The organism is Scytonema sp. UIC 10036, assembly GCF_009725235.1.
This window is the reverse complement of record NZ_WJFC01000008.1, coordinates 17,689-41,356: the sequence shown is the minus strand read 5'-3', so window position 1 is coordinate 41,356 and position 23,668 is coordinate 17,689. Positions and strand designations below refer to the sequence as shown.

The window sequence follows — 23,668 nt, the reverse complement described above, 5'->3', positions numbered from 1 at the left end:
TTGGAGAAATAATATGAATGTACAAGTCATTGAATTAGAAAACGATTTGTGGTTGCAAACACTGCAAGATCTCCGTCATGATTTTTACCATTTACCTGAGTATCTATATTTAGAGTCTAAAAGAACTGGTGGCATTCCTGAAGCTATTTTAATAACCGAAGGTGACAAAAAATTTTTTGTGCCTTATTTGCTAAGAAACTGTAATGACATACTGTTTGAAGAAGGAAAAGCAGCAGATGTTTTTGATGTTATTTCTCCCTATGGTTATCCAGGAATCTTGCTAAATGAAGCAGCTATCAATACACCAGGCTTTCCAGATGCTGCTTTAGATAAAGTGAAGCAGGAATTTTGCTCTCGGGGGATATGCTCTGCTTTCTTTCGTTTGCATCCAATTCTAAATGAAAATTTTACCGAAATCTTTAAAGCAGAAACTTTTACACTCAATGGAGAAACAGTTTCGATAGATTTGAAGATTGCTAACTTGTGGAGCCACACCAGAAAAGGACATCGCAGCACTATAAATAAGTGTAAGCGTCTCGGAATGGTTGCAAAGATGGTTCCATTTCAAGATTATATGGACGAGTTTGTTGGAATTTATGAAGAAACGATGAGACGTGTTAATGCAACGGCAGGATATTACTCCTTTAGTACTGAATATTTCACTCAAATGAATGATTTGTTAGGATCTACTCTTCATCTATGCATTGTTGAATACGAAAATCAGGTTGCTTGTGTAGGTTTGTATACAGAATGTTGTGGAATTGTACAAAGCACATTAGGTGGAACAAGAAACCAGTATGTTCATTTATCACCAGGTAGTTTCGAGACTGACTATGCAAGATACTGGGCACAGGAACGTGGCAATGAATTTTTGCACTTGGGTGGTGGAGTCGGTGGTTCCACAGAGGATAGTTTGTACAATTTCAAATCGGGTTTCTCTCAACTGTCTCATAAGTTTTTAACATTGCGCTTGATAACTGACGAGGAGAAATATCATCAGTTAGTAAACTTAAGAGCAAAAGTACTGGGAATAACAGCTTCAGAATTGCTACAGTCAAACTTCTTTCCTGCTTATCGTTCACGCTAAATACTCCTGACACAACACCTCTTTCAACAACACAAGTTATAAATGATAAACTAGTGCCTGACATCTATAGGACAAAATCCAGGAAAGTTTTTCAACTTGTACAATGAAAGTATTTGAATTGTTGCACTCTTGTATTGAGAATCCAAATTACTGAAAATAATTATGTCTAAACCCATTTTGCTCTCAACTCCACATATGGGGGATGAGGAACTGGCATTTGTTCAAGAAGCCTTTGAAACTAACTGGATTGCTCCCGTTGGTCCTCATGTGAATGCTTTCGAGCAAGAATTCTGTCAAGTCATTGGAGCAAGCCATGCTGCTGCGTTAAGTTCAGGTACGGCGGCTATTCATTTGGCGTTGCGATTAATTGGCGTTGAGTATGGTGATGAGGTTTTTTGCTCTACCCTGACTTTTGCCGCCACTGCAAATCCAATAACTTATCTAGGGGCAAAACCCGTCTTTATTGATAGCGATCGCACTTCTTGGAACATGAATCCCAACTTGTTGGGGAAAGTGCTAGAACAACGCGCACGTGTTGGCAAATTGCCGAAAGCGGTTTTGCTTGTACATCTGTATGGTCAAAGCGCGGATATCGATCCCATTTTGGCAGCTTGTAATCGTTATGAAATCCCCTTGATTGAAGATGCGGCTGAATCTTTAGGAGCTACTTACAAAAAGCGATCGCCAGGAACCTTCGGGCGCATTGGCATTTACTCCTTCAATGGCAATAAAATCATTACCACCTCCGGCGGTGGAATGTTAGTTTCTAATGAAGCAAGCCTAGTGGACAAAGCCCGTTTTTTGGCAACCCAAGCACGAGATCCAGCTCCTCATTATCAACATTCAGAAATTGGTTACAACTATCGCCTTAGCAATGTTTTAGCTGGTATCGGTCGCGGTCAGTTGCGGGTTTTGAATGAGCGAGTAGCAGCTAGACGCCGCAATTTTGAGATTTATCAAAAGAGATTGGGAAATTTGCCAGGAATAGAATTTATGCCAGAAGCTGCTTTTGGACACGCTACTCGTTGGCTTACGTGTCTGACAATCGATCCAGGTGCTTTTGGTGTAGATCGAGAACAAGTCCGCTTAGCACTAGCCGAACAGCAAATTGAAACTCGTCCTGTATGGAAACCATTGCACCTACAGCCCGTGTTTGCTGATTGTGAATGTATTGGTGGTATGGTAGCAGAAGACTTATTTGAAAGGGGTCTCTGTTTGCCTTCTGGATCTAATCTCACAAACGAAGATTTAGAGCGGGTTATTGGTGCAATTATGGCAGTTTACCATAATAGTAAAAAAAATCACCCCGTTTTGTTATAAGTAGGCAATAATTAAACAACTTAAACTAACTCTGAGGCTTAGATAGCACAAGCCAAAATTGGAGTACATTCTCTGTTTATATTAGTTTTTTTAAAGGAGCTTGATTGAAAAACCAATCATTTTTTGACTGATAGTGAAGATTGTTGATGCAATATTAGTTAGCCCTGTTAATCAAGCGAAAAATGTAAATTTGTATGCAATCGCAAGCAATTCCTATCTATGAAAAATATTGGCAAGTTTTAAAACGCCGTTACTTGCCTGCATTAGGCATCTTTATTCCAGTTTTTGCAATTTCATTGCTGTCTTCTTCTTTGAAAAAGCCCTCTTATGTGGCAGAGGGAACGTTACAATTTCAAAGAGCGAATACTATATCTTCTTTAACAGGAGTGGGAACAGAAATAGGCAAGTTAGAACCATTAGTCCAAGACAAAAGTAGTCCCATACATACAGAGGCAGAAGTTATACGCTCTCTACCTGTTGTAGAAAAGACTATAGACAGAGTCAAGTTGAAAAATGCTACAGGAAAATTTATAAAACCTAAGGACTTTCTGAGTCGGTTAACGGTGACTGAGATCCCCAAAACCGATATTCTCAAAATTTCCTATACCGATCCAAATCCTAAAACCGCCTCACAGGTTGTGAATACCGTGATGGCTATCTATTTAGAGCAAAATCTACTATCTCACCGAGCTGAAGCCTCTGCTGCCCGTAAATTCCTGGAAAAACAGTTGCCAAATGCTGAAATAATTCTTCGGAAAATAGAAATTGAATTGCGCTTATTTCAAGAAGAAAATAATGTTATAGCTTTGGAACCTGAAGCATCTCAATCTGTAGAAATTAGTGCAAACTTGCAGCAGCAAATTAATAATCTTAAATCTAGAATAGCTGATGTCAAGGCGCAATCACAAGCTGTTCGCAAACAATTAGGTATGAACCCGGAAGATGCAGTAATTATGACTTCCCTCAGTCAGTCTCCTGGCGTGCAAGATATCCTCAAAGAAATCCAACAGCTAGAGTCTCAACTTGCAGGTAGGCGTATTGTTCTTAAGGACACCCATCCTGAAATTCTTAATTTAGAACAGAAATTAGAATCCTTACAAGCAATTCTGCAACAGCGACTAAAAAAGGTTACAGGAACAACTCAATTAAAACAAAATGGTAATCTTCAAGTGGGAATTTTGCAACAGCAACTGACTGCAAAGCTTGTGGAATTAGAGTCAACTCGTCAGGGTCTAGATAGTGAATTATCTACTTTAACTAAGTTAGCAGCTAACTACAGAGAACGGCAGACAAACTTCCCCAAATTGCAGCAGCGACAGCGCCAGTTAGAACGCAAATTACAAGCAGCCCAATCTACTTATTCTCTTTTGTTGCAAAGATTACAAGAGAGCCGACTAGCAGAAAATCAGAACTTAGGTAACGCTAATATAGTATCTGAAGCCAGAGTACCTGAAGAGCCTCTATCCTCTCCTATCGTTTCGTACTTAAGTGCAGGTCTACTAGGTATTTTAGCTTCCTTAGCTACTATATATCTTTTGGAAACAACGGATAAATTAATCAAGACTGTTGATGAGGCAAAGGAATTAGTAGGATTAACTTTATTAGGGGTTATTCCTTCTTTCAGCAAGTCTAAAAAATCTACTCGCGGCAATTTCGAGCCAGAATTACATACGCCGCAGCTTATTGTTAGGGATATCCCTCGTTCCCCAATTAGTGAAGCTTTCAGAATGCTGAGAGCGAATTTGAAGTTTATGAAAGCTGATAGAGATTTAAAAGTTCTTGTTGTTACTAGTTCCATCCCTAGAGAGGGCAAGTCAACAGTAGCTGCCAATTTAGCTTTAGCAATGGCTCAGATGGAGCGTAATGTCTTACTGATAGATGCAGACTTGCATCATCCAGTTCAGCATAAAATATGGGACTTACGCAATAATCAAGGTCTCAGCAACGTTATTGTAGGACAAGCTGATATCAGGACAGCTATCAAAAAAGTGATGGATAATTTGTATGTTCTACCTTCTGGAGTCGTGCCTCCTTCTCCCGCCTCTCTATTAGACTCAAAACGAATGGCTAGCTTAATTGACAAGTTTGGAGTCAACTATGACTCGGTCATTATTGACGCGCCATCATTAACTGTTGCTGCTGATGCTGCTATCCTGGGTCAAATGGCTGACGGTGTTTTGTTGGTAGTTCGTCCGGGAATGGTTGATTCTGTCAACGCGACTCTTGCTAAAGAACTTTTAGAAAAATCTGGTCAGAGGATCTTAGGACAAGTTGTGAATGGCGTTATTCCAAACAATGACCGCTACAGCTACTACTTCCGAGAAGAATACTCCCAGGTAGAAATGGCAAGTAAAGATGAAGCCATTAAAGCTGTGAAATAGATAATCGGGCTCTTCTACCTAGGTTGTAAAAATACGTTTTAAAAAAGCTATGATTTCAACCCAAGCAGAAGTCGTAGCCGCAGAATCGTAGCGATAACCATCATCGCGCATGAAGGTATGTTCTGCTTCATAGGAAAAAATTTGGTGAGACACTCTCGCATTTTCTAAAGCTTTGATAATTGTTTGACGGTCTTGTTGTGGTATGTGAGGGTCAAGAGTACCAAACACAATGAGCATCTCACCTTTAATTTCGCTGACCCGGTGAATAGTATCGGCTACCCCCTGACCTAGTTTGCCACTGGGAATACCAGTCGGATAGCAACAGACGGCTGCCTTGATTTCGCTTTGGAAAGCAGCCCGGAAAGATAGATGTCCGCCAATACAAAAACCTAAAGTCCCTATTTGACCCAAGGCTACCGAACCTTCCCCCTTCAGAAATTCAATGACAGCACGGCAATCAGCATCATAACCTGCTATTGGGGTTCGACGAGCATTGTCATTACCCCGCATCCGCCCAAGATCGTCTGGTTCAATAACTGAACCAACAGGTTCTGTTCTATGAAAAATCTCTGGGGCTGCAACTACATAGCCGTGTCCAGCTAAGTAGTTTACCAAACGAATCATTGGGTTGCCTAGTTGATAAATATCTGTGTAGAACAAAATGCCTGGGTATGTTCCTGCGGCTTTGGGAGCTGCAACATAAACGCGCATGAGACTGCCGTCTACTCTCAATTCAACATTGCGTTTGGTAATTTGCACGCTTTTTGCCTCCATATCGTGTTTGCAAGATATCACCATTATTTACATTTTGCAGCAGTTTACAGTGATTTTCTGTCGGATGGATGACAGTAAGGTTTTACCACTTTTTGCTCTGACGAGAGCGAAATCGCAACTCTACAAACACGCCAACGCTGTTGAACAATCGGTATCGGGTTTTGCGCGTGCTTGGCGGAATTTTGCTTTGGTAGTGACACCCACATTTGCAGGAATTTTAGACAAAAGCATACAACCAATTGCACGCGATCGCTATTTGAATGCGCGGGAAATGCTATCAGCATTGCAAGCACCGCAAACACCTGTATCAGCAACAGTTGCATCTCCTCCACCAGCACAGGTACACGCACCAACAGTACTTTCTCCACCAATTCCCCAATATGCTGCATCATCATCAGGGTATCAAGCAGCGCCAGCGCTTGGTTTAGGGACTTGGCAACAAGCGATTATCATTAGCAGTGTAATTGGAACATTCTTTGTTTCTGGTTTGTGGATGATGCAGCTATTCGCCCCTAATTCTTCCCAGACAACTTCTAACACTTCCACCACAGATATCACACCAATATCAACCCCATCAGCAGCCCCAGTCGCCTCACAAACCGCTCCACCACAACCAATTCCCACCGTTACCCAATTTATTCCCACTCAACCATTAACCAGACACACCCCAACTCCTGTTATCCCTTCTAACCCAGTCAGTATTTCTCAGAGTGCAACAGAACAAACAATTAGAAATTGGTTAGCAGCAAAAAGAGAAGTATTTGGTCTCAGACATCATGGAGAGCTAGAGCGCCGGTCGAGTAGAAGGTGTTGATAAACTACGCATAGTATGGATAAGCGGTGATGTAGATGAATCAAAGCTTTATACAACCCTGTCGATTTGATAGCTGAAAAAAAGCAAGCATCTAAAAAAGGTGCCTGAAGGGTTTTCAGAAAAGCGCTCTGCGAAACCCAACAAGGACAACTGATTCACCTCGATTAATATCAATACATCTTACATTTACTATTTCCCTAAAATTGCTCGATTCTCGTAAATTGTCAACTCAATACTTCGTCCTTTGACCTTGCTATCTTCTATAGACTATACACACCAATAAATAGGCCTGCAACTAAAATCAAACAGATGTATAAAACAGTTTTTTATTAGATTTATATAAGTACTATTGCTGAGTAGAATAAACGGATATATTTATGAAATCTAGAAATTTTGTATTTTATGGTATTATCCAAGCTAGCATGACTTATTTACCAAATATTCAACGAGTCTAAGTACGTAACCTGTGTGATAATAAAGTGTGTTAATAGTATTAGATACATTCATGACTAACGATTCAAATTTCAATCTATTCACGTATGTAGTAGGAGCAAATCGAGATACCCAGAATGAATTGATTAGTTGGGTTATAAAATCGCAGGAATACATCAACCAATATTTTGGAGGAGATAGAAGTGGGATAATGAGAACAACATTTGGAGATTGCGTGTCAAAAGTAGAAGTGCTAGCAGATTTAGCTATCAATGATAATTACGCACGTGATTTCCGAGGCGTGAGAGACATAAACGGCTGCTTACAAGCAGGAGCAATAATTTCTAGACAAACTGATATACTTTTCCCTTATACTGAAGAAAGAGTCTATCTATCAATAGACCCATTTACTACGCCTCCCTGGAATTGCTTAAATTTAGAAGGCGTAGAGTTACCAGAAAAAATTAAAGGAGCAGCAAGATGGTTAATGTCAGAAATAGTTCAAGAAATAATAGATACGGAAATAGAAGGAGTGACTAAAGTACTATCGATTGAAAGAGCTAAAGATTTTTACTTAAATATTGGGTTTCAGGAAAATCCTGATTATCCGTCTGAATTAGTTTTAACAAGAGAAGCAGCAATCGCTTTTTTACAAGAACAATCTTATCGCAAAGGAGAAAGATAATGACAAGCCAACAATATCAGCCAACAACAGAAGATTTGAAGCGATGGGAAAGATTAGATGAACTTGGTATGACGGCAATGTGTGGTACACCTATGTCAGATGAAGAATATGAGCATAGACTTCAATCTGTGATTGATGGTAGCTGTTTTATTAAGTATCTGGATAAAATATTGAAGCAAAAGCAAGAACTTCAGGACAAGTTAAAAGGTATCGAACAAACAGAACAAATATTAAGGGCGAAGATTGCAGAATTTCAAAACCAAAGTTTCAAAAAATGACTCATTAAAAAATATCTTTGCGTTTTTGTATTAACAGCGTTACTATTAAATACACCCCAATATGCACTCCCAAAATTCCCCAATTTAAACTCAAATTTTGCCAAGTAGCATCATAAACAGGTGAGGGGTCAATTGGTCGGGCGATGGTGCTACCATCGGGTAATTTGATCGCATCGGGAACCATTCTATTGATGTTTACCAATGTTCCATATGCACCGATAGACCAACGACTGAGCATCAGCCAAGAGATTTTACTACCGAGCCCCTCCATTTTAAATAATACACCAGAAAAGATAATTTGGGGGATTAATAATAATGGCAAAGCACTATTTGCTTGACTGCCATTTTTAACAATCGCTGATATTAATAATCCCAAACTCATACTGGTTAACAAGGTGAGAAATGTGGTCATGGGTAAACCAATTTCCCAGGGTATTTTATCTGCTGGTGGTGATTTGAAAAAGAATAAAATCACTAGGGAAATTAACAGGGTTTGCAGTAATGCTAAGCCAGCAAATATTGCCAATTTTGAGCCAAGATAGGCAAACAAACCTAGATTGACCAATCTTTCTCGTAAATATATTGCTGCTTCTTTGACAATTTCTTGTAGCGAACTCAAAAGTCCTACCCACAAAGCTGCACAGGTAAATACAAATAAGACTCTCAACGCTAAAGATGCATGGTTTGCATTAGTTTCTGCTGGTGCTACCAAGGGTTGTTGATTTTGCAAAGCAAAGGTAATTAAGCTAATACCAACTGGTGCAGTTAATAGGGCTAGAATTAAGTTAATAATATCCCGCTTTTGAGTTTGAAAATATCTTTGAGTAAGAATTATCCACTGTTTCCCAAATGAAACCTTTACTTGTAAAGTATTATCCGTCTTGACTTGCATTCCCGCACTACCGGGGCTGAGGTGATTGACAACATAACGCTGATAGTCCGGGGATTGGTAAAACCTTTGTGCTTGGTCGATGACTGTTTCTGGTGTTTCTAGCAAATTATAAATATCAGCAAAATCTTCTGTCACTCCAAAAAATTGCAGACAATCATCAGGAGTACCAAAGTAACACAAACGTCCACCTTGACCGAGAAATACTATGCGATCGCACAATTTAATATTACTTGTTGCATGAGTCACTAAAATTACAGTCCGTCCCTGGTTTGCCAATTTCCGCAACAGTTGCATCATCTTTTTATCTAACCCAGGATCGAGTCCAGAGGTAGGTTCGTCGAGGAAAAATAATTTTGGATCTGCCAGTAACTCCACACCAATACTGACCCGTTTCCTCTGTCCCCCACTTAACTGACTCACCAATGCATGGCGACGGTGTATCATTTCCACATCATGCAATGTTTTTTCTACCATCGTTCCCACGTCTATATCTGGCGGTAAACGCAATTTTGCTGCATATTGTAACACCTCCGTCACCGTTAAATCGCGATGGATTATATCATCTTGAGGCACATAGCCAATCTGCGTGCGATATAAATTAAAATTGGTGCGTAAATTCTCCCCATTCAAATAAACCACACCCTGTGTTAGCTTTTCTATCCCCAATAGAGTCCGCATCAATGTCGATTTTCCCGCACCACTTCCCCCTACCAAAGCCACAAATTGTCCCGGTTCAATTGCAAACGACAAGTCATCAAGTCGCCTTTTTCCCTTCGTTGCTAAAACTAAATTGTAAGCATCCAAGCGAATTTGATTACCCCCATCTAATACGTGTAATTCATCACCACGGACTACTAGGGTGTATGCTGCAATCCGAATTGTTGCCTCTGGCGGTAGAATTATTGAACCATTGACACGTTGTCCGTTGACATACACGCCGTTGGAACTATGGTCTCGGAGAACGTACTGTCCTCGTGCATCAGTATCAATTGTGGCGTGACGGCGCGATACCGTCGGCGCATCCAATGTGAGAGTCGCGCTAGAATCGCGTCCAATTAACACCTTGAGGTTTCGCAGGGAAATGACCGGAAAACTCTGGTTATCAATTGTGATATCATCTGCGGCATTGTAATATTTAAACTCAATCAGATTTTGGGGATTCAAACCAATTTTAATTTCCATCCCATTTCGTAACAGCAACCCTGTATCGGTTGTTACGCGGGTATTATTGACATAGACCCCATTAGTACTGGGTTTTTGTCCATCACCGTCATAAATGCGATAGTTATTTCCTTCCCTGCGAAACACAGCCTGAATCCGCCCAACTACTTGCCAATTCTCAGGAACAACCAGATCGCTGCTAGTGCGATCGCGTCCCAAAATATGTTGTTGTTGCGTCAGCGCAAATTGCAAAACTTGTCCCTGATTGTTCAGATTAATATAAATGCTACCACTGAGATTTTTTGTATGAATTACAGTATTCAGCATGAGACAACCTCTACTATAAATAAAAATTGCTATGGCAATCCTATTTGATTTGTAAACAAGTAGTAAACACGTAGGTAGGGAAGACAGCCCACCACATAAGCCTTTTGGTGGGCAATGCCTACAGTACTTAAAATTGTTTATACATGATTTAGGATTTCTATAGTAGTTTGTTCAAATGAATTACAGTAAATTTCAACCTGGTGAGGTACAAAAATTACCCCCCTCTGTCCCCCCTTACAAAGGGGGGATGAAAGGAGGGTGTACCTTATGAGACTGAGAAAGGCTATAGTAAGTTCGGTCTTAATGATGCCAGGAAGATCCGACTTTTCATAGGCTTAAGCAGGTTCAGATAAATTCGACAGAATCACAACTCCGGTTGCAGTTATTGCCAATGCCGATAAAATAGCATTGCCAAAATAACCAACTTGTGAATAAACCACTCCAGCGATCGCACCCCCAAGTCCACCGCCTATTTGCCCAATTGCCACCACCAAACTCATCAGAGAACCGCGACGAGCATCGGGAACAAGGGTCGTTAGAAGTGCTTGCAGTGGGCTTAATCTCAATGCCAGTAGCATCATTGTAAAGAAAAAGACAACGTAAGCAGAGAAGACATCAAACACAACGAAAGGGGTCACCGCAAATAAGACAGCAGAAACCAAACAAGACCCAACAATAACGGGTTTGCGACCAATGCGATCGGACAAGCTTCCTGCTTGAGGTCCAAATAAGAGATTCGCAAGCCCCCCTACCATGAACAACAATGCCGTTGCTGTTGGACTGACGCCGATTTCTTTTTCCAGCCAAGTAGGAAAGAACACAACAAATGTTGATACTGCAAACAACATTGTTGCATAAGCAAACCCCGCACTCACAACTGCGCGATTGCGTAAAAGTTCTCGGTATCCCTTCACAGCAGCCCTGATAGAAAGCCTTTCTGAAGAACGCTTGATAGGCGGTTGAGGTAAAACACTCAAGACTAGGAAAAATGACACTAACGCAACGAGCGCAAACAGCAAAAAAGGGGCGCGAAAACCGTATTGCTCAGCCAAGATTGTCCCAATCGGTAAACCCACACTTGTCCAAATGCAAAACCGCTCATCACCCACCCACTCGCCCACCCACGACGCTCGAAGGGAAGTAATCTCCCACGTAAGCAACTGCTACACCTGTCAAAATCCCTCCAGAAACGCCAGCCCCAATCCGAACGCAAAGCAGCGAAATAAAGTCACTGGCAAACCCATGCATTCCTAGCAAAACCGCCATCGAACTGGTTCCAGCCAAAAGCACGGGTCTTCTTCCTATACGATCGCTAACCGGTCCAATAACAATGGCAAAAGCACTCAACGCGATCGCATAACCAGTTACTAACGTCCCTTGCAATACTTCGGGAATTCCCAAGGCTTCTCCAATGCGCGGCAAAATAGGAGCAACAATTGTCGCTTGAGAACTCGAAGCTAAAACCATCAACCACAATGCTAAAAGAATTAGCACCACAGGAGGATGGCGTTTTGCTAAACTCATTCTCCAACCTCCTGTTGCAACTTGCTTAAGACATGACCGTAAGCTTGCAATTGGGTAGAACGGCAAAAGCGAATCTTAATCATTGGTATGAGGCGATCGCAAATCATCTCATATGTCAAAGGACTATTGAACATCTGCACAATTTTAGTTGCCATTGTAGCGGTGTCACCAACAGGAGAGAGGAGTTTGTCAGGTAAATCCGCTCCAAGTTCCTCCATCACCTCTTCCAATCCACCACAATAAGTACCCATCACAGGGACACCACATGCCATTGCTTCAAGTGCTGCCAAACAAAAAGACTCCGATTCACTTGTCACCAGCATCATATCGGTGACACTCAGCCAATGCACGAGTTCGTTTGGCGAAGCCGCACCCAAGAACATCACATTTTCTGCAACATTCAACTCTCGTGCATACTCGCGAGCTTGTCCTATTAAGGGACCGTCACCAATCATAAAGAGTTGCGCTCTGACACCAGCTCCCCGAACGCGAGCCAAGACTTGGATTGCATCTAGAGGTCGCTTCACAGAACGAAAATTAGATACGTGACATAAATTGAGGATTTTTTTGGAACGAGTCATATCCCATGTCCGAAGAGGACGAAACAGTTTGAGATCGACAGAATTGTGGATGACTGTGGGGCGCTTCTTTAAAGCTAAAATCTCCACCGCTTGGTTTGCCAACCAAGACGAGACAGCCGTAACGCTATCGCATGCAGCAATACACTCTCGTAACTGAGAACCGTAGTTTAACCTGCGTCCAAATCCAGTGACATCGCTGCCATGTAGCGTTAAACACACTGCTAGTCGATAGCCTCGCGCTGCCAAGGCTTGTCGCGCAAGTAGTGCGGCTTCAACTAGCCCAACTGCGTAATGCACGTTTAAAACCTTAATTTCGCGAGTCTCAACCCGCTCGATAATGTCATACGCCAACGGTACAATCCAACTGCGATCTGGCTCGGTAGGTGTCTTGGGGGCGTTTACAGGTACATAATGGAGCAATGGATCGCGATCTGCTCCCCATTGTGGCTCTGAGCTAGTCAGCACAGATACCTTAGCCCCTGCGGTTGCAAGCCCTTTGGCTAAATCTGTTGCGACTTTACCACTTCCTCCCAAACCACCAAGAGACAGAATTGCTAACTGTAAGGATGCAATCTCTGAGGCAATGTGGTGTGCAGAGCTATTGAAGTATGGAGTAATGTTTGGAACACTAGCAAACGATAACTTCATATGCTTGTTTATGAATGGTGGACAGTTATGACTCTTGTTTCTATGCGATCGCAACACGAGATGGGCAAAAGATGGGATACGATGGCAAAACCATGTGTTGCAATGAGTTCCGCAACACCTAGAGAGCGTTCTTGAGGTTTACCTTTAGGGCTGATGTAAGCAAACGCAGCAATACCAGATGCATTTTGTCTCCTTCCAGAGCGAATCAGTGTGGATTCAAGACGGGCTAAAGCTTGAGCGAGGGACACGACATTTCGAGTGGGAGGAGGACTGCTACGACTCCCAGAACGTTGCAAATCTAAGCAAACTGTTGCCATGAGTGAAGGAAACTCAACTTTTGCACGTGTAAAAGCTTCTATCGGACGTTTTGCTCCCCAAGATTTCAGAATTGGCTCGGTTGTGAATAACCATTGCTCGACAGAATGTTTGAGGGCGATCGCTTCGGGACCGACAGCTTGACCCACTATAGCTGATGTTCGTAATGCAAAACACTGCTGTTGCAAAGTCTCTAGCTTATCAAAAGCAATCCGAACTTCTTCGGGGAGACCGGCTCGTCCCAAACGGTTGCTAGGGTCATCACAGGACAACAATAAGGCTGTCCCTCCTGCATCAACGAGTTGTTTGGAAATAGTGTTATCTAAAACCGTGAATGAGGGACGGGCTACAATTTGAGGCATGGGGATTTTTGCCCAGGTATAAACTTCCTTAAGTTGAACAAAATATTGCTGTTCGGTAGGACCTGCAACGTAAGCAATGGTGGGTAAAACCGTATCTTGACAAATGGGACGTAATAGGGCGCTTGGTGTGAATCGTTCGGGTTGTTGCTCTAACAAATTTCGGACTGCATCATCCGCGAGATAAATATTGCTGTTCTGCAACGCAAAACCTTCCTTGGCTGGAAGCATGCGTCTGCGAGTACCATCTGCATCTACAAAGAAGATTTGCAGCACATCGCGATCTGTGGGAATAGTTTCGGAAAGCCCTCGAGCAGTTAATGCTTCGCGTGCGCGAGCCAGGGGTATTTGAGAACGTTCATCGCCAAAGAGTTCGCGTGCGATCGCAGGACGAGCCAGTTCGGCAAATTCGCGAGTTGATGGATCGAGGATAATCAGCCCAAAATCTTTTGTTAGCAGGCTTAACCAACGAGCAAAAGCTTCTGCAAAGGTTGTTTCTGCTTGATAGATGGCTTGTAGAGCTGCAAAGACTTCTTGACTGCGAGGCAGTTGCCCGAGTGCTTGTTCCATCTCGTTTAATAGAGAATGAATACCTTCTCCTAAAGGGGTAGAACCAACTAAACGATGAGTGACGGGTAATTCCAGGCTGAGTGTTTTTGGTTCGGTTTGATGAGCGAGTAACTTAACGTGCTGCACCTCATCAAGGTCACTATCGTAACTTGCCATCCAAAAGATAGGAACCGCAGGAATTCCTTGGGCTGTCAAGTCCTGCGCTTGTTGGATGGCTCCAAGTGCTTTGTAAAGGGTGTAGGCGGGCCCCCCAAAAACACCCACTTGCTGTCCTGTGACGACTGCAACGGTATGGGGATGAGAGAGTTTTTTGATATTGGCAAAGACTGCTTCCGATGACCCCCAGCATTCCGCTTGTCGTTGTAATAGTTTGGTTAATGCTTCTCGTGGATAAAGGCGTTGACGTATACTTTTGTATGTAGAAACCCAATCTCGGTTAACTGCCAGTTTGTGAAGCTTTTGATGCGATGGCAACACAGTGGCTGTCATAAAAGTTCGACGACATCGCGCTTGTAAGAGTTGAAGAGTCTCGAAGCTTGCATGAGGAACTTCTGTTTTCAAGTCTGTCATCAAGCGTTGAGTTGAGTAGTGCTGTGTCTCGTAAGCAGATAACGCTTTCAGTTTCTGTTGGCGATCGATTTCAACTCGCAAGATATTAGAACCGTCGTGATGGGTGGGAACCATTGTATAGTGCTGTTCAATTGCCCAAGGAAGCAAGTTTGTAGCTTCTGGAATGATAAACCCAGGGTCAGCTGCTAAGTGGAATGCTACTAAAGCAGCAACTCCCAAACCAAGATGATGTCCGTGCAGGGAATAGTTTGGATCGACCTCTGGATGCAGTGTTAAAAGGATTTGCGGGCGGTGCTTCCGGATTGTACGAACGAGAAGGGCTAGCGTTGAATCGAGTCCCCAAATTCGCAGTGCATCAGCTGCTGTCGTCGGTTGCATCCGAGAAGCATCTCGATATTTGCCAAAATCAACCAATCCTAAGCATTCTAACTTTTCGATATTGAGGCATTCGGCTGCACGACGCAGTTCTAAAGCTCGTTGCTCAACTCTTCTTGAGTGTTCGCCACCACGCCCTGCTGCACCATCTGTTGCTACAACCAGTCTCACTCGCTGTCCTGCTTCTGCTAGGGCTGCTATTGTCCCACCAGCATAGATTGATTCATCATCAGGATGTGGCATGAGTACCAATACATCACATTCTGGCTTCCCCTGACGCGCTAACTCCCCAGTGGTTTTGGGCAATGGTAGATGTCTTGATTTGATTTCTCCTGTTTTGAGTTGCGATCGCAATGTCTCAACTAAGTCTTGATTTTCATTACGAACTTTGGTATAATCAAAACTCCAATTTGTGGTGAGTTTGCCTGTCATTAAAGGCAGGTTGACAACGTCTAGCAAACGAGAGCGATCGACACAGGCGGTTCGATCTATGTCTTGTAGAATGGCTGGAAGAGATATTCCCGGTTGAGAACAACGCGCTACAACTCGCTGATAGACAACGGGGTCTTGGGAATCGCCCCCATCATAGTAAGCCACAAATGATTTATGGTCTAGTACGGTTAGCTCGAGCTGCTGTAGTAGGTGCTCGACAGTGTTTGGCTCGTGAAGGTGTGCAGCTGTACTAAATTTTCGCGATTGGGGAGGAATGTAGGTAAATGCTAGGACTCCACCTGGTGCAAGCGCCCATCTCAACTGTGTAAGGGATCGACTTAAATCTTTTGCAAAGTGAAGTGCGCCACAGCTGAGGATGACATCAAAACTTGAGGCAAGCAAACCCGCTTCAACAAGTGGGTAATTGAAGTCGTGTTCAATCAAGGCGTGAAACTGGGGGTACTTGGATTGAGCTTGGTGCAGCATTTGCGGTGATACGTCTAATCCAGTGACACAAGCCCCTATTTCAAGATAAGGAAGGCTTGCTTGTCCGGTTCCAACACCAACATCAAGTACTCGCAAAAACCCCGCAGGCGGTGCATGATGTATTGTGGCTTCGAGTAGAAATTGCGGTGCTGTCCACCCAAAACTGGCGGTGCTTTTGTCGTAAGATTCCGCCCAAACATCATAGCGATCGCGTGGGTTAAGATTGACGTTGGATACAGTGTTTTGGGTCATCTTAATGACTTTTTTCATAGAAAGTTTTTATGGACTTCTCAGTCCTTGTTATTTTCAGTTTGATTAATAAATGTGACAAAAAAATGTCAATTGTCTGGATTGCTTGAGTAGAATACGTCCAGATCCCTGACCTCTTGAAGAAGTTGGGGATCTCAGCTTTTCTCGATTGATTTAAAATTCAGTAACCTTATAGATATACAGTATTTTATGTTTTGATAATATACTGGAGTTTAGAGCTCCAAACCAATCTCCTGGTTTTAATGTTGCTAATGACTTAGGTTTGCCATCTTCCCTAAGACGCACATTTTCGGAAATCATTAAAAATGGACTTCCAGGTTTCTCTGTAGACCAAATGATATCTCCTGTTTTATAACAACGAGTTTCTGCTTGATTTCTTAATTCTTACCGCTAAAATAATCACGCTACAATTTGTGTGTTCTCATCAGTTGCTATTTTGTCCAACTCATCCCCACCTAAACTTTTATTTCTCATTTTAAACTCATCCAATAATCTGTAGAAAGCATTAAAACCCTCTTGTTCGCTTCCACAAGGGAGCATAATTATCTTGGCCCAAGAATTTGAAGTTGACACATGATATTTTTTTTGTATCCAAGGCTGAAACTCGCGGTAAAAATCCATTTCTTCCTTAGTTGCTTCAACCCCTAATTCTCTCAAAGCAGTTTTAAAACCAACCAGAAAATGAAACAAATCACTGACAGAAGCACGTCCAATATACATCCCTGGTTTAGTTTGAATTTTTTGCAAAATCTCAAATAATTTACTCATCTCCTAAAACCTCCTATCATTAGTCCTAAATTTTATTCAACCAATTGACTAAAAATCCGCCACTAGGGCATTCAAAATCATTGAACAGTTTTCGCATTTTTAGGCTTAACCGACAAGTATTGCCTACACAACAAACGTTACTTCAGATAAATCAGTAAGTTTAATCCGGGAATAGTGCGGGAAAGAGTCCAAAAAACAAGAATGATGTACAGTATACCAAGTACCCACTGATACCATGCCAATGTCGTAATTATGCCAGGGAGGTGTTCGTCTCGCAAACGAATGTCATTAAATCCCAGCCTTAATAAGTTGTTAAGGCTAAAGTCATAGTAATTGAGCCAGTTCCATCGGCGATCGCATAAAATTGGTAAATAACGCTCGCGAAACATTTGATACCTTGGAATAACTGGCAAACGTCCAATCAGCAAGCGTAACTGTCGTAAAGTTCCTTCTTCTGTAAAGTAAGAAACGTCTAAGAGGTCGTGATAGCGTCCTTGTTGGTAAAGTCGCAACAGCAAGACTCCGGGAACGGGAATAATAATCACAAAGACACATCCCAATGTCATCCAAGGTTGTTCTGCTGAACGAAAGATAGCTAGTAAGCCCAGTAAGACTAACACGCCAAAACTTGTAAGCATACAAGTTGTTTCGTAAGCCGTGGGTAAAATCGGTCTAGGACCAATACGACGAACACTGTCAATCAGCCAAAATAATAAACCAAAGTATGCGATCGCGATCGTTCCTACACCAATCGCCAAGCAAAAATTTGTACCGTACCCAGATAGCAGCAGAAGTAGACTCAAAGCCAACCAGTTCCAAGCTAAGAGCAACCAATTTCCTACCGAAAGAGAATTGCCAACCACAATGCGAGAGATAACTTGAGCGTAAGTATCGAAGTCAATATCAGCCAAAGTCAGCAATTCACTCTTATTACGAAATGGCTGTATCTGGCGGCGACGAACAATAGCATCTGCTTGAACGGGAGAAAAACCCAGATCCATCAGACGTTTTTGAGAAGCACTATTGATATTTGTACCAAACAGAGAGCGGGTTAACTCCTGTAGCCGCAACTCCTGCTTTGTATACTCCAACTGATTGGCATCAGCAATTTGCTGCAACTGACGAAAATTTTGCCCCAAATTACGCAAAACACTTTGATTGCCTTGCAAACCATTAACCACAATGTTTTTGCCAATTTGACCGGGATTTCCTAAAATCTTAGCTTGGTTGGAGTTAAAAAGAAGACCGGACACGTCTAAGTAAGCTTCTGGAGAAAATCCCGCATCACTAAAGTCTGCTTGATTGAGGATGCTTGCACCTTTGAGGTTGACAGGTTGGTTAAATTGTGCTTCTCGAAAGGCAACAGATTTCTCAAAAGTTGCTTCTGATAGAAAAAGAACCAGATTAAAAATATCTTTCGCAAACTGTGCTTGTTCAAAAAAACGCACGCTTGAAAAATCGGCATTACCCAGCCATTGTGTACGGCTGAATTTTGCCACCTGCTTAAAATTTGCTTCAGTAAAATTAGCCGTGTCTTCAAAAGTACTGTCTTGAAAATTGGCGGTTTCTTGAAATAGAGTTTGCTTAAAACTCAGTTTATCAAAGAAGATACTGTCTTGGAAGTAACTGTCTTTCCGAAAATTGGTATTAGCAAAGCTTGCACCACGGCTGAATCTTGTTTCTACCCAATAAGCAGGTTGAGTAAAAATAGCGCCTTGGGCATTAACTGGTTGAAGAAAAAACGTATTGGAAAATTGAACGGTTCCATTAAAGCGAGTTTCCACGAGAGTCAGAGAACCACGGAAAACACTAATTGCAGTTGATGCGGCTGATTGAGTCCCCAAAAGAAATTTACAATCTTTAGAATTGGGTAGTGCTACAGCAAGCGATCGCAAGCAAACATCTCGCAAGCGTTCTAATTGTTCTTGTTCCGACGCTGTGAAAATAGGAGCAATAGCTTGAGCGTAGAGAGGGGTTTGTAAACCTAAATCGCTACCAACAAAATCCCCTTGAATGACAGAATAACTTAAGTCCAAGCCCAGAGGTTTTGAGCCTGATTTTTGTAATTCTTTCCGTAAAATTTGATAAAAAGCATCTCGAAAACTGGCATTTTCCGGTCGTAAATCTATGACCATTTCCCGTAAATCCACTGTAAGATTACCTTCACGAATGGTAGGAGTACGCAGTCGTTCTTGTAATATTTCTAGAGTTAGGGGAATACGTTCTGGTTGTGCGGGGGAACCCCATGCTGGTAGGGGGAGTAAAAATAATAAGAAGGCAGAGATAAGAAGGCAGAAGCAAGAAAACATCCCCACAAATTGCATAAACTTCTTGTGGATGGAACTATGTGCGCTCCACCCCACAAATTGATACCAAGTTGCTTTCATACAGCTTACTCTCTCCCTTGTCCCCCTCGTCCCCCTTGTCTCCCTTGTCCCCCTTGTCCTTATTTCTCGTACTACCTATCTCCAATCAGTAGAACAATTTTACCTGTCATTGAACCAGTTTCAAGCAACTGATGGGCTTTTGCCGCTTCTTGTAAAGGAAACGTCTTGCTAACCTGAATTTTTAGCTTACCCCCATCCATCCATTTAGCACATTGTTCTAAAATTTCTGCCTGGTGCTGCTGTGCTTCCACAATACCTTGGAGCATCGGTGTTAGCATAAGTTCTAGACTCATGCGAAGATTGCGTTGTCTTGCTGTTTTCCACACTGTATTGGCATCCGGTTCTAAAATTGTCACAACATCACCATATACGCGTACTGCGGGGAAAGTTTTATGAAATGTTTCTCCACCTACAGTGTCAAAAGCTAAATCGACTCCTTCTCCACCAGTCCAATCTAAGGCTGCTTGCACGAAGTCTGTTTGCTTGTATAATATTGCACGGTCAGCACCTAAGTTGGTGACGAAATCGGCTTTTTCCTGTGAACCAACAGTTGTGCAAACATTAGCGCCTTTGAGTTTTGCCAGTTGAATTGCTACATGTCCGACTCCACCAGCACCTGCATGAATTAATACTCGTTCTCCTGGTTCCAAGCGTCCCCTTTCGTACAGTGCTTCCCAAGCGGTGATGAGGACTAGGGGTGCGGCGGCGGCTTCTACGAAGGATACAGAAGCTGGTTTGCGGGCTGTAAATCGTTCATCAACTGTTGTGTATTCTGCGTAGTTGCCTTGGTGTGCGCCCAATCCACCGTTACAGAAGAAGACTTCGTCGCCGATCCGAAAGCGTTGAACAGCTGCGCCTACTGCTTCGACTATACCTGCACCATCACAGCCTAATATGGCTGGCATTTTGTCTGGGTAGAATGTGCCTCTTTTGCGAAGTTTTGTGTCTATGGGGTTGATACCAGCTGCTTGTAGGCGTATGAGAAGTTCTGTTTCTCCTAGGGGAACGCTTGGGTTCGGCACTTCTTGCAGTTGCAAAACTTCGGGGTTTCCGGCTGCTGTCATTTGGACTGCTTTCATGTTCCCTCCTGGGTAAATTTGGCTATTTGTCAATTTACCGCAATTGTTGAGCCACTCCGCGAGCTAAAGCTGCGCGGATTCGGGCAAATTTAGGTCTAGCTTTTCGTCCTTATTGACTATCTGGCTAGACTTTTTGCCTTTCTGGGATAACTGCTCTAAGGGAGAATGAGTCTTCCTGCTTTCGGACTTGCCTACTTGACTTGCAGTTTCGTTTTCATAACGCTTCGGTGGCATCCACAAGGGACGACTCCGCCCCCGAATACTGACTAGCAGCACTCTCCCATAGAAGCTGATCCTCATTAACAAATCTACTCAAGTATGCACTGAAGAGGTCTCGCTGCATAACTGCTTTACCTGTTATATCTTTATGAACTCTTTCTGATAGGGATTTCTTGATACGTTGCCCATTCAAATGAGTTTGTGACAGTGCAGTTTTTTGAGTAGAAAACGTGATGAATTGACCGCCAGCAATCTCAGCTTTGCGTTGCAATTCAGATTGTACAAAACAAGAGTGACTTGGCAGCTATTGCTTTACCATAACGTTTCTGCCAAGCTTTTACGGATACTTTTTCAGCTTTAATTACATTGCCATGTCTTAGGATTTCATTGACAACTCCGCGATTCTTAGACTTAGCATATGCTGTCTTTCTACGTTCTAGTTCTCGCTTCTTAAGTGCTATTTTCTGGTAGTTTTTCGATTTCCTCCAATTACGAGACCCCTTTTTAGGCTTACCTTTTTTTGTAATAGTTTTACGACCTTTTTTGGCTTGGAAGTCCGGCTCATAATTACTAGGATTGGTCAGCCGAGAGGAACGCTGCATTTTTCTTTGTAGTGCAGTTATCTCATTTTGGTAGATAGGAACTTTTTCTGCAAATGGTAACAGACCTGCTTTTTCGTCTCCAACAAAGGCAATGTTAGAGATATTTAAATCTAGACCAATTAAACCATTGCTGACGTAATTCTTTTCTTTTTGATACGGATTTCCTTCATTAATAAGTTGTGCGTACCAACGACGTTTACCGTTTAATTCCTTCCATAATATCCGAACATATTTAACAGGAGATTGTAACCCATGCATAGTCACAGGGTTATTCTCATCAATAATTGGACGTAAGTTGAGACTTCCCCAAACTAATTGTTCATTCTTCCATCGCAATCCTTGCTTGTTAGTCTTACCTTCAACAGAACGAAAACGACTTGACACTTTAAAACGAACCTTCTTTGCTCGTCCAAATATGACTCGTTCAGATGCCTTGAATGCTCGTTTAGCAATTGTCTGTTGAGTATTAGAGTCAATCTTGTCAGTAATCCACTTTGATGAATTTGCAACAATTGTTGCATAAGCTTGAAGGTCGTAATCGGAATATCTGTATGCTTGACGCGCTGCACTAAACGCATCAGTTCTTTCTTTTTTCTTCGATCTAGGAATTTTTTTTGCTGTCTTAAATGCCTCGGAATTTCGCACTAACTCCATCCTGACCACTGCCTCATTCAAACAAGCATTGTACAATTGCCTAGATGCTTCAAATCTAGACAATAACTCTTTTTCTTGCTTGCTATCCACAACTAATGGAATCTCTGTAATGAAAGATGGAGTCTTTTTCCGAACCATTTACAATCACCTCCTTGTTTTGCTAAACTTTACTTAGTATAAATCGCGGTTCTAAAGATGTCAACAGGAAAAGGGCTAAAAAGAATAAAAAATCAACCAGTTTTACATAGCTCACTTAAAAAACAAAAAAATTTATGGTTGACGATAGAGATTTGGGATTTAATAAAAGAAGAAGCCACTAAGAATCAATTAAGTTGTAGTGAATATGTGGAGCAAAAATTAAGAGAATGTCACGGCAGATAAATCTGCTCGTGTCGGCATTCCGCCCCGATATAAATAACGCATGAACATCAATTCATCTAATTTCTTGATGTTCATGCTTCGGGGCTACCTGCCTTCCGTGTTATCTAGGTGTGCTTGGTTATTTTGATTTGAACCGCTGATGAACGCAAATGGACGCAGATGGAAGACGAGAATAGAGGTAGTAAGTTGTGTCGATGCCAAGGAAGAGGAAACGAGCGATCGCTACAACGCTATATTAAATGTACACTTTAATGTACATTTTTTGATATGCCAAAGTATTTAACGATTACAGAAGCTCGACGACAACTACTAGATTTGCCAGATGAGTTGAAGGATGAACCCGTAATTATTACTAAGCATGGTAAACCTGTGATAGCTGCACTCATTCATAAGGAAAAACGTCAAAAGTTCTAACTTTCAAAGCTTCTTGGTAACAAGCGATCGCCCGCTCTAAATTCTCAGATTGCTCTCCTCTGATTCTGTCAATGTAAGCAACACCGAGATTATATTGTGTTGTTGCCCATTGATAAGGAAAAGCCTGCTGAGTATAGACTGTCAGAGCGACTTCATAGCCAGTAATGGTAATTTCCATATTGCTAGCTTTGTTACCTAAGGGGAATTGTGCTATCAGAGTGCTCAATTCGACAATACCTGCTGCGAGATATTTCACCTCATCTGCTTGGGCTTCCCCCAGTGTATTAGTCCCCCACTGACGCAATATTTCTGGTAACACTCCATCAAGTTTGTCTGTATTCCTTGCCAACAAGGAGTGAACTACCTGCTTGTCGCCCCTACTTTCTAAGGTTGCTTGTCGTAGCTCCATCAAGAATTGGAAATATGCTTGTAACTCCTCCTCACTGAGACATCGCAAATCTACTTTTGTCTCTGGATTGAAAGATGCTTGCTGACGCTGTTCGTTCATGGGTATGGGCGTGAGAGAGCGCACTTTTGTTATAGTAATTCAACACCAGTATCCTTTATTCCGGAAAATTACAGTGTTTTCTCAGAGGTTATGTATTTTAAACGACAAGCTATCGCCCTATATCTACATTCCACACAAAACTAGGTTAGTAAATAATACATTACTACCCACTGCAACGAGTCTACTTGCGTCTAGTAGAATTTAGGCGTGAGCGAGGGTTTAAGTCAGATTCCGCAGCGATTGTGGCAATTCTTGAGGCTTACTTTTTTGTGGCTCATTTGATGAGCCATTAAGTGAGTCACCAGTAAGGCTTGATGGGAAATTAGGCTTAATCTCAAGTGAAACCCAGCTGACTCTTGATGAGCTACCTTTTAA

The 23,668-nt window shown here is 42.2% G+C and carries 20 protein-coding genes; 8 read left to right on the top strand and 12 right to left on the bottom strand.

The window, feature by feature from the left end; genetic code table 11:
• Positions 1-13: 13 nt before the first annotated feature.
• From F7734_RS05860 to F7734_RS05850, 3 genes are all read left to right on the top strand, one after another.
• Positions 14-1,087 carry a FemAB family protein gene (locus F7734_RS05860; protein WP_155743798.1) on the top strand — a complete coding sequence of 358 codons (1,074 nt, stop codon included), beginning with the start codon at positions 14-16 and terminating at the stop codon, positions 1,085-1,087.
• A 162-nt stretch (positions 1,088-1,249) separates the two neighbouring features.
• Positions 1,250-2,407: a DegT/DnrJ/EryC1/StrS family aminotransferase gene (locus F7734_RS05855; RefSeq protein ID WP_155743797.1), complete on the top strand. Its 1,158-nt coding sequence runs from the start codon at positions 1,250-1,252 to the stop codon at positions 2,405-2,407.
• A gap of 194 nt (positions 2,408-2,601) precedes the next feature.
• On the top strand, positions 2,602-4,788 hold the full coding sequence (locus F7734_RS05850) for a polysaccharide biosynthesis tyrosine autokinase (protein WP_155743796.1): 2,187 nt from the start codon (positions 2,602-2,604) through the stop codon (positions 4,786-4,788).
• A gap of 18 nt (positions 4,789-4,806) precedes the next feature.
• On the opposite strand, the gene F7734_RS05845 is transcribed toward F7734_RS05850, so the two are convergent.
• Positions 4,807-5,547 (bottom strand): dienelactone hydrolase family protein, encoded by a 741-nt coding sequence (locus tag F7734_RS05845; RefSeq protein WP_166481751.1) that lies wholly within the window; start codon positions 5,545-5,547, stop codon positions 4,807-4,809.
• 22 nt (positions 5,548-5,569) lie between these two features.
• Between F7734_RS05845 and F7734_RS05840 the strand changes: the two genes are divergently transcribed.
• The 3 genes from F7734_RS05840 to F7734_RS05830 all read left to right on the top strand — a co-directional run bounded on the left by F7734_RS05840 (position 5,570) and on the right by F7734_RS05830 (position 7,771).
• A complete protein-coding gene (locus F7734_RS05840) occupies positions 5,570-6,376 on the top strand; it encodes a hypothetical protein (protein WP_155743794.1) in 807 nt (268 codons plus the stop codon).
• 505 nt (positions 6,377-6,881) lie between these two features.
• On the top strand, positions 6,882-7,493 hold the full coding sequence (locus F7734_RS05835; RefSeq protein ID WP_155743793.1) for a GNAT family N-acetyltransferase: 612 nt from the start codon (positions 6,882-6,884) through the stop codon (positions 7,491-7,493).
• Entirely contained in the window at positions 7,493-7,771 is a 279-nt protein-coding gene (locus F7734_RS05830; RefSeq protein WP_155743792.1) for a hypothetical protein, read from the top strand. The genes F7734_RS05835 and F7734_RS05830 overlap by 1 nt, the downstream gene beginning before the upstream one ends.
• A gap of 4 nt (positions 7,772-7,775) precedes the next feature.
• Here the strand turns inward: F7734_RS05830 and F7734_RS05825 are convergent, their stop codons facing one another.
• From F7734_RS05825 to F7734_RS05790, 10 genes are all read right to left on the bottom strand, one after another.
• Entirely contained in the window at positions 7,776-10,151 is a 2,376-nt protein-coding gene (locus tag F7734_RS05825; protein WP_155743791.1) for an ATP-binding cassette domain-containing protein, read from the bottom strand.
• 335 nt (positions 10,152-10,486) lie between these two features.
• Complete coding sequence (locus F7734_RS65100; RefSeq protein WP_347566135.1) at positions 10,487-11,272, bottom strand: MFS transporter; 786 nt, start codon at positions 11,270-11,272, stop codon at positions 10,487-10,489.
• Entirely contained in the window at positions 11,253-11,675 is a 423-nt protein-coding gene (locus tag F7734_RS65095; protein ID WP_279239670.1) for an MFS transporter, read from the bottom strand. The genes F7734_RS65100 and F7734_RS65095 overlap by 20 nt, the downstream gene beginning before the upstream one ends.
• Positions 11,672-12,904, bottom strand: a complete 1,233-nt coding sequence (locus F7734_RS05815; RefSeq protein WP_155743790.1) for a glycosyltransferase — start codon at positions 12,902-12,904, stop codon at positions 11,672-11,674. The genes F7734_RS65095 and F7734_RS05815 overlap by 4 nt, the downstream gene beginning before the upstream one ends.
• A gap of 8 nt (positions 12,905-12,912) precedes the next feature.
• The gene (gene bshC / locus F7734_RS05810; protein ID WP_243146715.1) at positions 12,913-16,281 is read right to left on the bottom strand and encodes a bacillithiol biosynthesis cysteine-adding enzyme BshC; all 3,369 of its coding nucleotides are present in this window, start codon (positions 16,279-16,281) and stop codon (positions 12,913-12,915) included.
• A 399-nt stretch (positions 16,282-16,680) separates the two neighbouring features.
• Positions 16,681-17,049 (bottom strand): hypothetical protein, encoded by a 369-nt coding sequence (locus F7734_RS05805; RefSeq protein WP_155743789.1) that lies wholly within the window; start codon positions 17,047-17,049, stop codon positions 16,681-16,683.
• Between the two features lie 137 nt (positions 17,050-17,186).
• Positions 17,187-19,358 carry a pentapeptide repeat-containing protein gene (locus F7734_RS05800; protein WP_155743855.1) on the bottom strand — a complete coding sequence of 724 codons (2,172 nt, stop codon included), beginning with the start codon at positions 19,356-19,358 and terminating at the stop codon, positions 17,187-17,189.
• A gap of 149 nt (positions 19,359-19,507) precedes the next feature.
• A complete protein-coding gene (locus F7734_RS05795; RefSeq protein ID WP_155743788.1) occupies positions 19,508-20,515 on the bottom strand; it encodes a zinc-dependent alcohol dehydrogenase family protein in 1,008 nt (335 codons plus the stop codon).
• A gap of 214 nt (positions 20,516-20,729) precedes the next feature.
• On the bottom strand, positions 20,730-21,005 hold the full coding sequence (locus tag F7734_RS63140) for a hypothetical protein (RefSeq protein WP_243146714.1): 276 nt from the start codon (positions 21,003-21,005) through the stop codon (positions 20,730-20,732).
• Position 21,006: 1 nt separating this feature from the next.
• Positions 21,007-22,128, bottom strand: a complete 1,122-nt coding sequence (locus F7734_RS05790) for a transposase (RefSeq protein ID WP_243146713.1) — start codon at positions 22,126-22,128, stop codon at positions 21,007-21,009.
• Between the two features lie 57 nt (positions 22,129-22,185).
• Here F7734_RS05790 and F7734_RS05785 point away from each other — a divergent pair, with 57 nt between their 5' ends.
• Together F7734_RS05785 and F7734_RS05780 are read left to right on the top strand one after the other, a co-directional pair.
• Entirely contained in the window at positions 22,186-22,371 is a 186-nt protein-coding gene (locus F7734_RS05785; protein WP_155743787.1) for a hypothetical protein, read from the top strand.
• A 267-nt stretch (positions 22,372-22,638) separates the two neighbouring features.
• Positions 22,639-22,785: a type II toxin-antitoxin system prevent-host-death family antitoxin gene (locus F7734_RS05780; RefSeq protein WP_155743786.1), complete on the top strand. Its 147-nt coding sequence runs from the start codon at positions 22,639-22,641 to the stop codon at positions 22,783-22,785.
• On the opposite strand, the gene F7734_RS05775 is transcribed toward F7734_RS05780, so the two are convergent.
• On the bottom strand, positions 22,754-23,293 hold the full coding sequence (locus F7734_RS05775; protein ID WP_155743785.1) for a tetratricopeptide repeat protein: 540 nt from the start codon (positions 23,291-23,293) through the stop codon (positions 22,754-22,756). The two genes, F7734_RS05780 and F7734_RS05775, sit on opposite strands and share 32 nt — an antisense overlap.
• Positions 23,294-23,668: the final 375 nt, after the last annotated feature.

Excerpts from the sequence above, each read along its gene's own strand:
- F7734_RS05775 (WP_155743785.1), bottom strand. The coding sequence starts at position 23,293 with ATGAACGAACAGCGTCAGCAAGCATCTTTCAATCCAGAGACAAAAGTA.
- F7734_RS05790 (WP_243146713.1), bottom strand. The coding sequence starts at position 22,128 with ATGGTTCGGAAAAAGACTCCATCTTTCATTACAGAGATTCCATTAGTT.
- F7734_RS05825 (WP_155743791.1), bottom strand. The coding sequence starts at position 10,151 with ATGCTGAATACTGTAATTCATACAAAAAATCTCAGTGGTAGCATTTAT.
- F7734_RS05795 (WP_155743788.1), bottom strand. The coding sequence starts at position 20,515 with ATGAAAGCAGTCCAAATGACAGCAGCCGGAAACCCCGAAGTTTTGCAA.
- F7734_RS65095 (WP_279239670.1), bottom strand. The coding sequence starts at position 11,675 with ATGAGTTTAGCAAAACGCCATCCTCCTGTGGTGCTAATTCTTTTAGCA.
- F7734_RS05860 (WP_155743798.1), top strand. The coding sequence starts at position 14 with ATGAATGTACAAGTCATTGAATTAGAAAACGATTTGTGGTTGCAAACA.
- F7734_RS05780 (WP_155743786.1), top strand. The coding sequence starts at position 22,639 with ATGCCAAAGTATTTAACGATTACAGAAGCTCGACGACAACTACTAGAT.
- F7734_RS05815 (WP_155743790.1), bottom strand. The coding sequence starts at position 12,904 with ATGAAGTTATCGTTTGCTAGTGTTCCAAACATTACTCCATACTTCAAT.
- F7734_RS05805 (WP_155743789.1), bottom strand. The coding sequence starts at position 17,049 with ATGAGTAAATTATTTGAGATTTTGCAAAAAATTCAAACTAAACCAGGG.
- F7734_RS05835 (WP_155743793.1), top strand. The coding sequence starts at position 6,882 with ATGACTAACGATTCAAATTTCAATCTATTCACGTATGTAGTAGGAGCA.
- F7734_RS05855 (WP_155743797.1), top strand. The coding sequence starts at position 1,250 with ATGTCTAAACCCATTTTGCTCTCAACTCCACATATGGGGGATGAGGAA.
- bshC (WP_243146715.1), bottom strand. The coding sequence starts at position 16,281 with ATGAAAAAAGTCATTAAGATGACCCAAAACACTGTATCCAACGTCAAT.
- F7734_RS05830 (WP_155743792.1), top strand. The coding sequence starts at position 7,493 with ATGACAAGCCAACAATATCAGCCAACAACAGAAGATTTGAAGCGATGG.
- F7734_RS05850 (WP_155743796.1), top strand. The coding sequence starts at position 2,602 with ATGCAATCGCAAGCAATTCCTATCTATGAAAAATATTGGCAAGTTTTA.
- F7734_RS05785 (WP_155743787.1), top strand. The coding sequence starts at position 22,186 with ATGTCAACAGGAAAAGGGCTAAAAAGAATAAAAAATCAACCAGTTTTA.
- F7734_RS05800 (WP_155743855.1), bottom strand. The coding sequence starts at position 19,358 with ATGTTTTCTTGCTTCTGCCTTCTTATCTCTGCCTTCTTATTATTTTTA.